The sequence below is a fragment of the Candidatus Nanopelagicales bacterium genome (genome assembly GCA_041393815.1).
GTDB lineage: Bacteria > Actinomycetota > Actinomycetes > S36-B12 > JAWKJK01 > JAWKJK01.
On the sequence record JAWKJK010000005.1, the window covers coordinates 205221 to 220122 of the forward strand.

The window sequence follows — 14902 nt, forward strand, 5'->3', positions numbered from 1 at the left end:
GACGCCGTCCCAGGGCGTCGCTTGGGCTCGGCTAGGGTCACCTCACGTTCGCGCGAGGGGAGGACCGGAATGACTGACGAGCAGGCGGCTGCTGCCCTCGCCGCTGCCGAGCACCGGGCCATCGCGGCTGAGCACGAGGTCCTTCGCGAACGGGATAAGGCCCTCGGGCTGTTGGCGCGGTTGGGACACATGCAGTGGGAGCTGGAGCACCAGCGTCAGCGCGCCGAGCAGGCTGAACGACAGCTCCGCGAGGTCCAGACGTCGCTTCGCTACCGGGTCGGCCGGGCCGTCGTATCCCCGGGCACCCTCTACCGCTCGGTCAAGGGACGGCAGGGTGCCTGAGCCGTTCGTCAGTGTCGTCACCCCGGTCTACCGGCCGAATCCTGAGCATCTGCGCGCCTTCGTCGCGTCGGTGCGTGACCAGACCCTGCAGGAGTGGCACCTTGTCCTGGTCGACGATGGGTCCGGAGCGGCCGAGGTGTCCGCGATCCTGTCGGAGGCCGACACCGATCCACGCGTCACGGTGGTGGTCCGCCCGGTCAACGGCGGGATCGTGGCTGCGACCAACGACGGGCTCGCAGCAGCGACCGGTGACTACGTCGCGTTCGCCGATCAGGACGACGTCCTCGCGCCACATGCCCTGGAGACCATGGTCACGGCCGCCCGGGCGAGCCCGACGGCGGAGCTCCTCTACAGCGACGAGGACAAGGTAGACGACCACGGGGAGTTCTCCGACGAGTTCCGCAAGCCCGACTACTCGCCGGAACGCCTGCGGGGGAACATGTACATGGGGCACTTGCTCATGGCTAGGCGGGAGGCAGTAGTCGCCCTCGGCGGAATGCGGGAGGGCTTCGACGGCTCCCAGGACCACGACCTCGCGCTACGGCTGTCCGAACGCGGCGCGCCCGTGATCCACGTCCCGGAGGTCCTCTATCACTGGCGTCGGCACGCGGGTTCCACGGCCGAGGTCGCCGGGGGGAAGCCCGAGGCCGTCCGGGCCGGGGTGCGCGCGGTCCAGGACCACGTGGACCGGCTGGACCTGCACGCCTCGGTTTCTGCGACTGACTACCCAGGGTTCTACCGGCTGGATCGCCACCCGAAGGCCGGATCGATGGTCAGCATCGTCATCCCCACCCGGGGCGGGTCCGGGGATGCCTTCGACCGGCGACGGTGCTTCGTGGTCGAGGCCGTGCGGAGCATCGAGGCGCACTCGTACGAGGTCGACTATGAGTACGTAATCGTCGCTGACGCACCGACTCGGTGGGTGGACGTGTCCTACCTCGACGACCTAGCCGGGATCGCCGGCCAGCGGCTCCGCGTCGTCGAGTACCGGGGGGACTTCAACTTCTCCGAGAAGGTGAACCTCGGCGCTCTCCATGCCCGGGGCGACCTGCTCTGCTTCCTCAATGATGATGTCGAGGTCATCAGCCCGCGCTGGCTGGACACCCTGGCTGCGATCGCGCAGCAGCCCGATGTTGGGGCAGTGGGGTGTCTGCTGCGGTTCGAGGACGGCACCCTGCAGCATGCGGGTCACCTCTACGGCAAGGGAGAGGCGACACACGCCTACTTCGAGTCGGGTGACCGCACCGGCTACTTCGGTGACCTGCTGCTCGACCGCGAGACCATCGGCGTCACGGCGGCATGTCTGATGCAGCGCCGGGACGTGTGGTGGGAGGTCGGCGGGTTCACCGAGACCCTGCCGGTGAGCTTCAACGACGTGGACTTCTGCCTGAAGATCCAGGAAGCGGGCTACCGCGTCGTCACGGCCGCGTCGGTGGAACTGCTGCACTTCGAGAGCAGGACTCGGTCGCGACGCGTACGGGCGTGGGAACCCACTCGGCTGCGCGCCCGCTGGCGTCACCGCCTGGAGCACGACCCCTACTCCCCCTATCTCTCCGAGCGGATCGGAACCTGACGCTATGCCCGTCCCGCTCCTCAACAGCGCCGTGTCGGCGTGGCGCCGTCCTCCCGCCTGGATCGCCGGCCTGCTCGTGGGACTTCTGCTCTTCGCTGTGGGTGTCGGATGGGCGTTGAGTTCCCCCCAGGGCTCCAGCCCCGACGACGACTTCCACCTCGCCAGCATCTGGTGCGCCCGAGGGAACAGCGAAGGGCTGTGCGACCTGCAGGGCCCGGGGGCGAATCCGGGTGAGCGGAACGCCTTCGTGCCACAGGACGTCGTCCGATCGCCCTGCTTCGCCATGGACGCCACTCAGTCCGGCATCTGCGAGGCGGAGCTCGGCTCGGAGCCGACGCCAGCGCGCGTCAACGACGGCGTCTACCCGGGTGCCTTCTACAGCGCCATGCACGCCTTCGTCGGTGACTCCGTCGCCCGGTCGGTGCTGGCGATGCGCCTGGCCAACCTCCTGCTCGCCTCCCTCCTGGTGGGAGCCGCCATTGCGCTGGCACGGCCGTTGGCACGTCGCGCCGCGGTGCTCGGCTGGCTCGGGACCCTGGTGCCGCTCGGACTCTTCGTGATCCCCTCCACGAACCCCAGCTCCTGGGCAGTGGCGGGCGTGGGCACGTACTGGGTGTTCCTGCTGCGTTGGTGCCGCGGCCCGAGGGGTGGCGTACGCGACGTCGGGCGGTGGATCGCCGGGGTTCTGGCCGTCGTCTCGGCGGCGTTGGCCGTGGCCGGGCGTGGAGATGCTGCGGTCTACCTTGCGGTCGCGACTGCGGCGGTCCTCCTACTCTCCGTTCCGTCATGGCGGGCGCTCGCAACCTGGCCCATGGCCCTGCCGGCCGCGGTCGTGGTCCTCGCCGCCGTGATGTTCCTCCGGACCGGCCAGAGCGGTGCCCTGTCCGGGATCGGCGCGGGCACCGGTCGGGTCGGCTGGGGTTTGCTTCGGGACAACCTGCTGGACCTCCCCACCTTCTTCGCCGGGGTGTGGGGGCTGGGCTGGGGACTCGGCTGGCTCGACACGCCGGTCTCGGGTGGCGCCGCGGGACTCGCCGTTGCCCTCGCCGGAGTCCTGGCTGGGCTGGGGCTCGCGGCGTGGTGGTGGCGCAAGGGCCTGGCGATCCTCCTCCTCCTCGCGTCCCTCGTGGCCGTGCCGCTGTGGGTGCTGCAGAGGGGGGGCAACGTCGTCGGGGAGAACGTCCAGCCCCGCTACCTCCTGCCCCTCGTCGTGGTGACAGCGGGCGTCGTCCTGCTGGCCAAGGACGCCCGGGGCACGTCGTCATGGACGCTGCGCACTCCGGTCGCGATCCTGGTCGTGCTGCTCTTCTCGGTCGCACAGCTCCTCGCGCTGCGCGATCAGATGAGGAGATACACCACCGGAATCGATGCCGTCGGCTCGGACCTGTCCGGTGCCGAGTGGTGGTGGGAATCGCCCGTCCCGCCCCCCTCCACCTGGCTCGTCCTCGGCGGCCTCGCCGGCGTCGCCTTCGCGGTCGTGGCGGTGGCCGTCGCCCGTGGCGCTGAGCGGGAAGCCGCCGACACCGTCGGACCAGACGCAGAGCCGTCAGCCGTCGAGCAGGGACAACAGGTAGCGCCCGTAGCCGCTGGCGAGCAACCGGTCCCCCAGGACTCGTAGCTGGCCGTCGTCGATCCAGCCGTTCCGCCAGGCGAGTTCCTCCACGCATCCCACCTTGGTCCCGGTGCGGTCCTCCAGGACCCGGACGAACTCCCCGGCGTCCTGGAGTGTGCGGAACGTCCCGGTGTCCAGCCAGGCGGTCCCCCGCGGCAGCACGGTGACGTGCAGACGGCCCTGCCGCAGGTACTCCTCGTTGACGGAGGTGATCTCGAGCTCGCCCCGCGCGCTCGGTTCGATCGATTTGGCGATCTGCACCACGTCGGAGTCGTAGAAGTACAGTCCGGGCACGGCGTACGAGGACTTTGGCCGCGCGGGCTTCTCCTCCAGGGAGATCACGGTGCCGTCGTCGGAGAACTCGACGACGCCGTAGTCCTGGGGGTTCGAGACGCGGTAGGCGAAGATGTGGCTGCCGTCCTCGGTGGTGAGATCCCGTAGCCGCCGCCCGAGTCCGTACCCGTGGAAGAGGTTGTCCCCGAGTACAAGAGCCGCGCGGTCGCCATCCAAGAAGTCCTCACCGATCAGGAACGCCTCGGCCAGCCCCCGGGGCGCGGACTGCACGGCGTAGTCGATGCGCATGCCCAGTTCGACGCCGCCGTTGAGCAGTCGCTTGAAGGCGTCCTGGTCCTCCGGCGTGGTGATGACGAGGACCTCGCGCAGGCCTGCGGCGATCAGCGTGGCGAGCGGATAGTGGATCATCGGCTTGTCGTAGACGGGCAGAAGTTGCTTGCTCACTCCGCGGGTGAGTGGCCACAGCCGCGATCCCGTACCCCCGGCGAGGATGATCCCCCGCATCGTCGCCCTCCTTGCCGCATGCTGGCTGTCCTGGCGCTCCGGGACGCGGCGAACCGCATCGGGGAGCCCGGCAAGGCTACGTGGTCATGTATCAAGGAGAAGAAGGAGGTGCGGTGCGCGCAACCACGGCCACTCGGCAGCGAGCTCGGCGGGCAGCAGCCGCGACCCTGTCCGCGTCCCGCCTGGCGCTTCCGGCCAGCGCTGCCTTCCGGCCCCGCCACCGTCGCGAGATCGAGGACCGGGTGCACTGGGCGCCCGGCTCGCGGAGCGGTCACCGAGACAGCCTCGCGGTCGTGGCGCACTGGGACTCGCAGGGCGTGGTGTCGGCAGCTGACCGGGGACTGATCCACGCCGTGAGCTCGTGCGGTTTCGACGTGATCGTGGTCACCACGGCGGACTGCCGGCCGGGGGAACTGTCCGGCCTCCTGGGCGAAGGGGTCATCGCAGCTGGGTCCCGGGACAACATCGGCTTCGACTTCCTCAGCTGGTCGCGGGGGCTTGACGCCTGGGCGGATCTCCCTCGGCTGCGCCGCCTCTTGCTGCTCAACACCAGCGTCTACGGCCCGGTGCGACCCTTCGGCCGGTTCCTTGACCGGGTGTTCGACGGGACCACGGACGTGGTCGGCTTCACCGGCTCTCGGGAGCTGCTGCCGCATGCGCAGAGCTACGCGCTGGCGTTCGGACCTGCCGCGATCGGGTCGAGTCAGTTCGGCGACTACTGGGCAAGGGTCAGGCCGTCACGGGCCAAGTGGGGCACGATCCTGGGCCACGAGCTTCGCTGGCAACGGGACCTGACCGGGCCCGGGCTGCGCGCTGGTGTGGTCGTGCCCGCGCCACCCCGGCCGGTCAACCCCCTCACGCTGCACTGGCGCGACCTGGTGGAACACGGCTTCCCGTTCCTGAAGAAGTCCCTCTTCACCGTGAACTACGACGACGTGGACATGACGGGATGGCGGGACCAGGTCGGGATCGGACATCCGGTGGTCGAGATGATCGAGCACGATCTGCACCGCCTCGGCCACCCCGTTCCGTAGTGGTTCGCCTGCTAGGACTCGGAGCCGTCCGCCGTCTGCCCGTTCGGGCCCTCCCCCGCGCGGGCCGCCTCATCGAGCGCGATCCGCCGCGCCAGCACGGTCACCTGATCCCGGACATCCCGGAGCTTCAAGTACGTCGTGATCGCCAGGTACAGCACCGCCACGGTGAGGGCGTACACGAGCAGGTCCGTGCCACGGCCGACCCCCACGGCGTTAGCCGCCGCCGTCAACAGCTCGGGGCTGATGACCGCCACCACGAAGCCGACGAGCAGCAGGAAGAGCATGACCCGCGCGAAGGCGCTGGAGCGGGGACCACGGCCACGGAGGAGTACGAACGCCAGCGCACCCGCGCCGGCCAGCAGAAGAAGCCGGATCCCCACGTCAGTTCCTGCGCAGCATCAGGTCGAAGGCGATGTTGATGGAGTTGACCAGGGGCTGGCCCTTGCTGCGCGAGTAGTCCGTGTAGCGGACGACGACGGGCACCTCCGTGTAGCGCAGATGCTCACGGCCGATGATGGTGACGATCTCCGAGGCGTGGGCCATGCCGGACATCCGGAAGTCCAGCGTGCGGGCGGTCGACGCCGTCATCGCACGGAGCCCGTTGTGCGCATCCGTCAAGCGGACCCCCGTCACCAGCCGGCTCTGCAAGGCCGCAGCCCTCAGGACCAGCCTGCGCGCCCGGCTCATCGTGGTGCGGTCGTCCAGGAACCGGGATCCGAGGACAATATCCACGTCGCCGTTGCCCAGGCGCTCCACCAGGCGGACCGCGTCGTCGGGGTCGTGCTGGCCGTCGGCGTCGAAGGTGACGATCACGGCCGTACGCGGATCGGTGAGCGCAAACTCCATGCCGGTGCGAAGGGCCGCGCCCTGCCCCAGGTTCAGCGGGTGGCGGACGACGCTCCCGCCCGCCGCCCGTGCGTTGTCACCCGAGGCGTCGCTGGACCCGTCGTCGACGCACACCACGCGGGCGAACCGCTCACGCAGGGCCGTCACCACGGAGCCGACGACGGTCTCCTCGTTGAACACGGGGACCACCACCACGACCGACTGGTCGAGCATGAATCCCCCTCGGGCCCGCGGGTGGTGTCGCCGTGTCCGTACCATGCTACGGGCGCGAGGCGAAGGCGTGGCGACGGGCGAGAGGCGGGGGCCGGTGGATCTGGTCCCTGACGTCACCGTGGTCGTGCTGGCCTACGGCCCCGAGGCGGGACTGCGGGAGTGCCTGCTCAGCGTCCTCGCGTCGCGGGACGTCTCCGTCGACCTCGTGGTGGTCGACAACGGGTGCACCAACCCGGAACTGGCGGAGCTGAGATCGCTCCCGGGGACCCGCTGGATCGAGCCTGGCCGCAACACCGGGTTCGCCGGGGGGTGCAACCTCGGTGCCTCCGCCTCATCGGACCACCTGGTCCTCCTCAACTCCGACGCCCAGGTCGAGCCGGACGCGATCCGTCGGCTCGTCGAGGTCATCGCGGACCCGACCGTCGGCCTCGTCACCGGCCTGCTGCTGCTGGAGCAGGAGCCCGACCGGGTCAACGCCGCGGGCAACCCGATCCACTGGAGCATGGTGTCCTGGGCCGGCGGCTACGGCGATCCTCGCGAGAGCCACTCGCAGGGCCGTGACTCCGCCGGTGCCTCGGGGGCCTTCCTGGCGCTTCGGAAGGAGACCTGGGACCTCCTCGGTGGGTTCGACGAGGCCCTGTTCGCCTACCTCGAGGACGCCGAGCTGTCCATGCGGTGCTGGCTGGCCGGCCTGAGGGTGCGTTACGAACCGACCGCGGTGGCCTACCACCGGTACGAGTTCGCGCGGAACGCCGACAAGTTCTATCTGATCGAGCGGAACCGGCTGGTCAACCTGCTCACGATCTACGAGCGGCCCACGCTGGCTGCACTCGCGCCCGGCCTGGTCCTCCTCGAGGCCGCGATGACCTTCGTGGCGGTCCGCGACGGCTGGTTCGCGAGCAAGCGGGCGGGCTGGGCGTGGATCTGGCGCAACCGCGGACTGATCGCGGAGCGGCGGCGGCACAACCTGCTTCGGCGGCGACGGCACGACGCGGCGCTGCTGGTCCGGCTGGACGACGAGATCCGGCCGTCGCCCGAGACGGGCCAGCGCGTGCCGCAGGCCCTGAACGCGGTCCTGCGGGCCCAGGGGCGGCTGGCCCGTCGGCTGCTCGGTGCCGCCGACTCAGGTGAGTGACATGCTCGGCTACGGTTCACCCGTGTCGCATGCGTACGACCTGTCGGGGGTGATCGCTCCCGCGACCTGGTGCCTTGATCTGGCGGAGGTCTCCGACCACGGGGAGCTCACTGTCGGCGCTTGGGCGGTTCCCGCCGACGGCCGACCGGTGAGCCTTCGGGTCAATGGTCGGGCGTTCGAGCATGAGGCGACGGCGCTCGCCCGACCCGACCTGGTCCCGGTGTTCTCTCTGGTGGCGGATGCCTCGCACGCGGGCCTGTGGTGCCGGACCCCGCTGACTGACGACGAACGTGACGGATCGCGCACGATCAAGATCGAGCTCGTGGACGCCGAGACCGGCGAGCCGCTGCGCGCTGAGCAGGCGATGTACGTACCGGTCAGCTCCGACGAGAAGTGGCCCCTGCCCGATGCGTCAAGGATGCTCCGCGTCCACGGTGACGACCGTTCGGCCGGCTTCGCCCTCAGCGGCTACTCGACCTATCGCAAGCTGGACGACGTTCTCCGCCAGGTCACGGGATCGGGGTTCCAGGGCCGCCGGCAGGTCCTCGACTGGGGTTGTGGCTCCGGCCGCTTGCTGCGCTACCTCGGCCAGGTGGAGGGCGTCGAGGTGACCGGCGTGGACGTGGACGGCGACAACGTGGGTTGGTGCGCCGACCACCTTCCGTTCGCCCGCTACCAGACCATCCCGCTCCACCCCCCGACCGCGCTGCCGAGCAGCGCCTACGACGTGGTCATCGGGATCTCGATCTTCACCCACCTGAAGCAGGACGTGCAGACCGAGTGGCTGCGAGAGCTGAGGCGCGTGGCCACGGCCGACGGACTTCTGCTGATAACCATCCACGGGCCGGCGGTGACCGCGATGACCGGTGACCGCGAGCTCTGGGACCGAGTGCAGCGGGACGGCTTCGCCGACGGCTGGAACCCGCTGTTCGACGACGTCCTCGATGAGCCGGACTACTACCGCAACACGTTCCAGACCCATGAGCAGGTGCGGCGGGACTGGTCGCGATTCTTCGAGATCGTCGACATCGTGCCCGCATGCATCGGCAACTTCCAGGATCTGGTCGTCATGCGTCCGCTGCCGGAGTGATGGCGAACGCGCGTCGAACGGACGGGCTGCGGCGGGCTCTCCCGCCCGGCCGGGAACGGTGTGGGGGAGGGCGAGCGCAGTGAGGGACGGCGTGCTCGTGCTCGGCTCGGGCTTCCTGGGCTCCCGCATGTCGGCTGCGCTGGTTGAGGCGGGGCATCGGGTCATCGTCGTCACGCGCTCGCATCCGCCCGGAGGAGCTCCGTCGGGGGCCGCGCTCGAGCTCGCCGATCTCGGGGCCCCCGAGACCGCTGAGAGGCTCCGCTCACTCGTCGGGAGGGTGGGAGCCGTGGTCTATGCCGTGGGCTCGCTGTACCCGGCCGAGACGGTGACCCGGCCCTGGCTCGACCTCTACTCGTCCTTGCCCCCCTTGTTCGCCACGCTGGAGGCGATCGATCGGGAGCCGGGCGCCCGCCTGCTGTTCCTGTCCTCCGGCGGCACCGTCTACGGCGATCACGGGGAGTTCTCGGTCGCGGAGTCGGCGTGCCGTGAGCCGATGTCGACCTACGGGATCTCGAAGCTGGCGGCCGAGCTCTACCTTGCCGAGCACGCCGCGCGCGTGGGCACGTCCGTCACGACCGTGCGGGTGGCCAACGCCTACGGGCCCGGGCAGCGCACCGACCGGGGGCAGGGCGCGGTGGCCGCGTTCCTGGCCGCGGCGCGCTCCGGCCGCCCAGTCCCCTTCTACGGCGACGGGAATCTGACTCGCGACTACGTCCACGTCGACGACGTCGCCGCCGCCGTTGAGCGGCTGATCTCCCAGGAAGTGGCGCCGGCCTCGCTCAACCTCGGCACCGGGGTGGGGACCACGCTGAACCAGCTCCGGGAACTGGTCGAGTCGGTGACCGGTCGGCCGGTGCCGGTCGAGCGACATCCCGACCGCCCCATCGACCTGCCGTACAACGTCTTGGACGCGCGCTTGGCTGAGCGGGTCGTGGGCTGGGACCCGCGACCGCTCGACCGGGGCCTCGCGGACACGTGGGCGGTCCTGGCCGCCGAGGGGTCCCTTCCATGACGACCGCGCCGGCCCCCGAGGTTCTCGTCCCCTCCCCGGTGGAGTGGACCGGGGACGCTGTCGGCGTCGTGGACACGCCCAGCCCCGGCGGGGCGGTACGGGCGCCCGGGGTGCAGGTCACCGGGTGGGTCCGGTTCCCCCTGGGCCCGGTGGAGTCGGTTCGGGTTTCCGTGACCTGGCCGGACGGCCGTGGACGGACAGTCTCCGCCCGGCCCTACGTGCCCCGCCCCGACGTGGCCGCCCTCGAAGGATCGACCGGGTTCTTCACTGGCTTCAGCGCCTGGGTTCCGGTGCGCGAGGACCGTCCGGCCCACGAGCGCGGCGCGCTGGAGGTGGTCGCACGGTCGGCCGACGGCGCGGAATGGCGGACTGAGCCCCGAAGCTTCGTGCTGGCCGCCTCGCCGATGGCCCCCTCGGGGCAGCGCCGCGCCGCGGCGGACGCGCTGCGGGGGCCCGCCCGATGGCGCCGGGGCGACCCGAGCCGCGTGTTCGTCGCGACGCACCACCTCGGGCTGGGCGGCGGCCAGCTCTACCTGCACGAACTGCTACGCGGGCTCGTCCATGGCCACGGCATGACGGCCACCGTGGCAGCGCCCGAGGACGGCCTGCTTGCCGACGACCTGACCAGGTGGGGGTGCGAGGTCGCCGAGGTCGGCCCGTACCCGGTGAATGACGTCGACCGGTACGTGGCCTTCGTACGCCACCTGGCCTGGCGCATGCGGCGGTCCGGTGCCGGGTCCGTCCTCGTCAACACCCTCGGTGCGATGCCCGCCGCCGAGGCGGCCCGGGTGGCCGGGCTTCCCGCGGTCTGGGCGGTGCACGAGAGCTTCGACCTCGGCCACTACTCGGCGATCGTCGCACCGCCCAGCGGAGGTCCCGCTGCGCTGCGCTCCCGCTGGCCGGTGGCGCTCCGGTCCGCGGCAGCCGTGGTCTTCGAGGCTCATGCCACGCGCGAGCTGTTCGCCGGGCACACCCGGCGGGGGAGGGGGGTCGTGATCCCGTACGGGGTCGACACCTCGTCCTTCCCGGACCCAGGGACCGCGACGCGGCGCGCCCCGCGGCTGCGCGCCACGCTCGGCCTGCCTGTCGCCGCGGACGTGCTGGTCTCGGTGGGCACATTCGAGCAGCGCAAGGGCCAGGCCCTGCTGGTGGAGGCATTCGCGCAGGTGGCGGCAGACCATCCGAACGCCGTCCTGGTCCTCGTCGGCCGGACGGATGACGCCTACTCGCGTGCCTTGGAGCGGCGAGTGTCGGAGCGGGACCTGGCAGATCGGATCCGGCTCGTGCCCCTCACGCCGGACCTTGATCCCTGGTATGCCGCTGCGGACGTGTTCATCAGCGTGTCCGACGTGGAGTCGATGCCGCGGACGATGCTCGAGGCGATGGGCCACGGTCTGCCGGTCCTGTCGACCGGGGTCTTCGGTGTCCCCGAGTTGGTCCGCGACGGCCGGGACGGCTGGCTGTTCGAAGCCGACAGCCTCGGTTCCCTCATGGAAGCGCTCGATCGAGTCCTCTCACTTCCCGCCGAGGAACGGGACGCTGCCGGGCGGTCGGCCAGCCAGCGGGTCCACGAGTGCTACGACTCCGCGGGCTACGTCACCGCGTTCGCCCGGCTGCTCCCCGGCCTCGCGACGGACCCGGACGTTTTGCCGGGTGACCTGCTCGGGTCGTCGGGGAGGCCGGGCGCATGACCGCCGAGGTGGTGTTCGTGCACCCGCCGGGATCGAGCTTCTTCATGCGGGAACTCGGCGCGGTCGTGGTCGATGCGGTCCAGCGCGCGGGAGGACGGGCCCGGCTTGTCACCGGCGCCCTGCCGCCATCGGTGGATGACGCCGGCGAGCCCGTCGTTCCCGTCGTGATCCCGCACGAGTTCCTCGCGCTCGGAGGCTCCGGGGTGGCCCCGGACCGTCTCCGGACGTCCATCGCCCTGAACGTCGAGCACCCCGGCTCGGACACCTTCGAGCGAGCCGCGCGCGGGGCTGGACTGTTCGGCGCCGTCTTCGACATCAACGAGCAGTCCCGCGACGAGCTGCGATCCCGCGGACTGCGGGTCGAGCCCTTCCAACTGGGCTGGAGCCCGGTGTGGGACCGGTGGGGCGGGCAGAACACAGACCGCCCGGTCGACGTCGTGGTGCTTGCTACCCACGACCGGGCCAGGGATGCCCGGCTCGGCCCGATCCTGCTCGACCTGGCCGACCTGGAGCAGCGCGTGGTCATGGCCGCGGACGAGGTCGTCGTCGAACCGGGCGGCGAGGCTGTCGGTGCCGAGGCCAAGTGGTCGCTGCTCGCGTCGTCCCGGGTCCTCCTGAATGCGCATCGGGCCGGGACGGAGTCCTTCGAGTGGGTGCGTGCGCTCGAGGCGATGTGCAACGGCGCGGTCGTGGTCACCGAGCCCAGCACGGACCTCGCCCCAGCGCGCCCGGGTGAGCATCTGCTGGTCGCTTCGGGACAGGAAATGGCGGCCGCCGTTCGCGGCCTCGTGGAGGACCCTGACGCAGCGTTGGCGGTGCGTTCGGCGGCGTACGACCTCGTCCGCGGCCTCGACGTCCGGAAGGCCGGCGCACGCCTGGCCCAGGCGGCGGACGACCTGACGCGACGTCGGTCACGCCGCGGGGGTCGGCGCTCGCGGAGGGGGATCGCCGACCGTCCCCAGCCGCCGACCGATGGGGCTCCCTCCTCGCAGCCGCCAGTGTGGACCCCCGCCTCGTGGCTCCCCGGCAGCAAGTTCACCGCGCCCCACGTTCGGGTACCCGGGTCTTTGGAAGTCCTCGACCGGGTGGGGGCGGCGGCCGCCCGGCGCGCGCGCTGCAGCGGCGACCCAGCGCCCGACCGCGTCCTCCGACCCTTTCGAGGGCACCGCAGCGTGGCCGTGGTCCTCGTGGCCAACACCGGGTCGGAGGTCCCGCGCTCGGTGGTCGATGCGTTTGTCGCCGGCACGCTCATCCCGGGGTTCTTGGTCATGGGGGCCGCGGACGACGACCGAGGGGCCGGCTGGACCCGGAACGCCTGGATCCGTCGCCTGCCCGAGTCGGTGACCTGCGTCCAGGTGCAGGACGGGTCGCTCCTCCCGGTACCCGACGCACTGCGGCAGCTGGTCGGCGCGCTGGCGGAGCCGGGAGCCGACGTCGCGTACGGCGCCGTCGTCGAGCCCGACGGCATCTCGGCGACCCTGGACCCCCTCCCGCACCGGCTCGCGCGACACGCCTACCTCGACGGTCCCGGGCTGTGGCGACGTGAGGTGCTCCATCGCTTGGGCGGCTTCGCGGTGGACCCGTGGGTCGATGGCCTCGAGGACCACGATCTGTGGTGCCGTGCCGTCGACCATGGCTCACGCCATGTGCGACTGGGCCGGGTGCTGTGGGAGCGGGTGGTGGTCGCAAGCCCCTGGGCTCCGTATGTCGACGACCCGGAGACGGTCCTCACGGTGCTGGAGGAACGCAGTCCCTGGGTGATGCGAAGAGACCCCTACCTGTACCAGCGGTCGGAGGCTACGACCGCTCCCTCCCCCAGGACCGTCCGCGGCGCAGCGGTGCCGTGACGCGCCAGCTGCGGGAGGCGAAGACCTCCTCCAGCATCCGCGCCAAGTCGGCGGCGCGTTCACGCGACGCACGGAGTTGCTCCTCCACGGCGAGCCGCGTTGCGTTTTCGGCGGCCAGCAGTTCCGCGAGCTGCTGGTTGGCGAGTCGGTCGTGACGCGCAGCCGCCAGCAGCACCTCCCGTTCGAAGGCGGTTGCCTCCGCCTCGGACCCGGCCATGACCGCCCGGTCCTCGGCAGCCAGCAGTGACCGCGCCGCCTGGTCCAGTAGGCGCTCCACCCCGACGCCCCGGGGCTGCCCGTCCTCCGACGGGCCGACCAGCCGGGCCTCGGCGAGGAGGCGGGAGGCGGTGACGGCCAACTCGAATCGGGACCCCTCCCCCTCGCCGGTCTCGAGGAACGCGATCACCTCGGCCCACCGGTCCACGGCCGGACCGAGCCACTCGCCGGTGAGGCCGACCGCCGCGGCGAGGAACTCGGCGGCCTCGGCCCCGAGGGCGCTGTCGCCATCGAAGCCGGCAAGCGCCATCTCCACGCAGGCCCGGGCCATGGCGGCGTCACGGCCTCCCTCCACGACGACCTCCTGGTCGGCGGCGACGAGTCGACCCTCCGTCTCGTACAGCCGCAGTGGGCTCAAGTCCCCTGCCTCGTCGGCCTCGACGGATGTGGCGTGGGTGCGCCACACGCCCAGGGCTCTGGCCTTCGATTCGTCGGCCCCCGGGCCGCTCCCGGGTTGGATCAACCGGTCTCCCACAGACCAGTCCAGATCTGGCTCGGGTCCCGGGAGCCGGACCTCGACGCCGAGCGAGGGGGCCGTGTGGACCCCGTCGGGGACCAGCCACGAGGTCCGCCAGGGCAGGGGGCCGTCGGCGACCTCGGTCACCGTCGCCAGGCTGGAGGCCCGCCGCAGGGTGACCGCCGCCCCGCGACGCGCCGGCGGCCAGACTGTGTTGCTCGGGTCACGCTCGGCGACGATGAGCCAGCCGCCCGGAGCCGTGAGCGGGGGCAGCCCCGCGCGACGCAGCAGCCGGGCCAGCCCCGGCGGGGTGAGGGCCGTCTGATCGCCGACGGCCTGAGCGAGGATCGGGTCCGGCCAGACACTCAGGACCGACACCCGGCGGCCGGAGGACGCCAGAGCTGTCGACAGGCGTACGGCCGATCCTGAGCCGGGGGAGCCCCCGCCGAACACCGCGACCGCGGCTGAGCCCGTGCCCAGCGCCCACTCGGCTACTCCGGGGGGCTCGTCGCCGTCGCCGACTCGCGCCACGATGAGGTCGGCTTGCAGTTCCGGGAGCGACCTGGCCACAGTCACGTCGAGGCCCGTGCAGCGGGCGCTGACGGCCGCCCCCTCCGCTTCCGAGGATCGGACCGCGGTGACCTGCCCGCCACGCTCGGCGAGGCTGCGGGCAGTCGCGCCGAGGTCACCGCTGAGGTCGAGAACCCGGCAGCCGGGCCAGACATCGAGCATTCGCGCCAGCCCCGCTCGTCGACGGTCAAGCTCGTCCGCGAGGGCCTCGGGGAGACGGGGACGGAGCCGGTGCAGCTCGTCGCTGTGACTGGTGAGGTCACGGGCGTCCGCCAGGAGCGGGAGCACCCACCGACGGATTGCCGGATCCTCCGCCACGGACACTCCCTTTACCGGTCACCCCGACGGATGGGCCGGGACGCTGGTCAGAGGCTACTGGCGCTGCGCAGTCGGACGGTCGGACGGG

The 14902-nt window shown here is 71.5% G+C and carries 13 protein-coding genes; 9 read left to right on the forward strand and 4 right to left on the reverse strand.

Annotated features, from left to right (window positions below):
• The first annotated feature begins 69 nt into the window (after positions 1-69).
• Genes R2737_14935 through R2737_14945 form a run of 3 tightly spaced genes read left to right on the forward strand, consistent with a single transcriptional unit; the run spans position 70 to position 3533 of the window.
• A complete protein-coding gene (locus tag R2737_14935; GenBank protein MEZ5117554.1) occupies positions 70-342 on the forward strand; it encodes a hypothetical protein in 273 nt (90 codons plus the stop codon).
• Positions 335-1915 (forward strand): glycosyltransferase, encoded by a 1581-nt coding sequence (locus R2737_14940; GenBank protein ID MEZ5117555.1) that lies wholly within the window; start codon positions 335-337, stop codon positions 1913-1915. The genes R2737_14935 and R2737_14940 overlap by 8 nt, the downstream gene beginning before the upstream one ends.
• Positions 1916-1919: 4 nt before the next feature.
• Positions 1920-3533 carry a DUF2142 domain-containing protein gene (locus tag R2737_14945; protein ID MEZ5117556.1) on the forward strand — a complete coding sequence of 538 codons (1614 nt, stop codon included), beginning with the start codon at positions 1920-1922 and terminating at the stop codon, positions 3531-3533.
• Here R2737_14945 and rfbA read toward each other — a convergent pair.
• Positions 3462-4325 (reverse strand): glucose-1-phosphate thymidylyltransferase RfbA, encoded by an 864-nt coding sequence (gene rfbA / locus R2737_14950; protein ID MEZ5117557.1) that lies wholly within the window; start codon positions 4323-4325, stop codon positions 3462-3464. The genes R2737_14945 and rfbA overlap by 72 nt on opposite strands.
• Before the next feature lie 293 nt (positions 4326-4618).
• Between rfbA and R2737_14955 the strand changes: the two genes are divergently transcribed.
• Positions 4619-5359, forward strand: coding sequence for a rhamnan synthesis F family protein (locus R2737_14955; GenBank protein ID MEZ5117558.1), 741 nt, complete (start codon positions 4619-4621; stop codon positions 5357-5359).
• Between the two features lie 11 nt (positions 5360-5370).
• Here R2737_14955 and R2737_14960 read toward each other — a convergent pair whose 3' ends face one another.
• Together R2737_14960 and R2737_14965 are read right to left on the reverse strand one after the other, a co-directional pair.
• Complete coding sequence (locus R2737_14960) at positions 5371-5739, reverse strand: DUF2304 domain-containing protein (protein MEZ5117559.1); 369 nt, start codon at positions 5737-5739, stop codon at positions 5371-5373.
• Between the two features lies 1 nt (position 5740).
• Positions 5741-6418 (reverse strand): glycosyltransferase family 2 protein, encoded by a 678-nt coding sequence (locus R2737_14965; GenBank protein MEZ5117560.1) that lies wholly within the window; start codon positions 6416-6418, stop codon positions 5741-5743.
• Between the two features lie 94 nt (positions 6419-6512).
• Between R2737_14965 and R2737_14970 the strand changes: the two genes are divergently transcribed.
• Genes R2737_14970 through R2737_14990 form a run of 5 tightly spaced genes read left to right on the forward strand, consistent with a single transcriptional unit; the run spans position 6513 to position 13193 of the window.
• Positions 6513-7553, forward strand: a complete 1041-nt coding sequence (locus tag R2737_14970) for a glycosyltransferase family 2 protein (protein ID MEZ5117561.1) — start codon at positions 6513-6515, stop codon at positions 7551-7553.
• Between the two features lie 22 nt (positions 7554-7575).
• Positions 7576-8643 (forward strand): class I SAM-dependent methyltransferase, encoded by a 1068-nt coding sequence (locus tag R2737_14975; protein MEZ5117562.1) that lies wholly within the window; start codon positions 7576-7578, stop codon positions 8641-8643.
• On the forward strand, positions 8534-9655 hold the full coding sequence (locus R2737_14980) for an NAD-dependent epimerase/dehydratase family protein (protein MEZ5117563.1): 1122 nt from the start codon (positions 8534-8536) through the stop codon (positions 9653-9655). The genes R2737_14975 and R2737_14980 overlap by 110 nt, the downstream gene beginning before the upstream one ends.
• Positions 9652-11346: a glycosyltransferase family 4 protein gene (locus R2737_14985; GenBank protein ID MEZ5117564.1), complete on the forward strand. Its 1695-nt coding sequence runs from the start codon at positions 9652-9654 to the stop codon at positions 11344-11346. Before R2737_14980 ends, R2737_14985 begins: the two co-directional genes overlap by 4 nt.
• Positions 11343-13193, forward strand: coding sequence for a glycosyltransferase (locus tag R2737_14990; GenBank protein MEZ5117565.1), 1851 nt, complete (start codon positions 11343-11345; stop codon positions 13191-13193). The genes R2737_14985 and R2737_14990 overlap by 4 nt, the downstream gene beginning before the upstream one ends.
• On the opposite strand, the gene R2737_14995 is transcribed toward R2737_14990, so the two are convergent.
• A complete protein-coding gene (locus tag R2737_14995) occupies positions 13144-14814 on the reverse strand; it encodes a hypothetical protein (GenBank protein MEZ5117566.1) in 1671 nt (556 codons plus the stop codon). The two genes, R2737_14990 and R2737_14995, sit on opposite strands and share 50 nt — an antisense overlap.
• Positions 14815-14902: the final 88 nt, after the last annotated feature.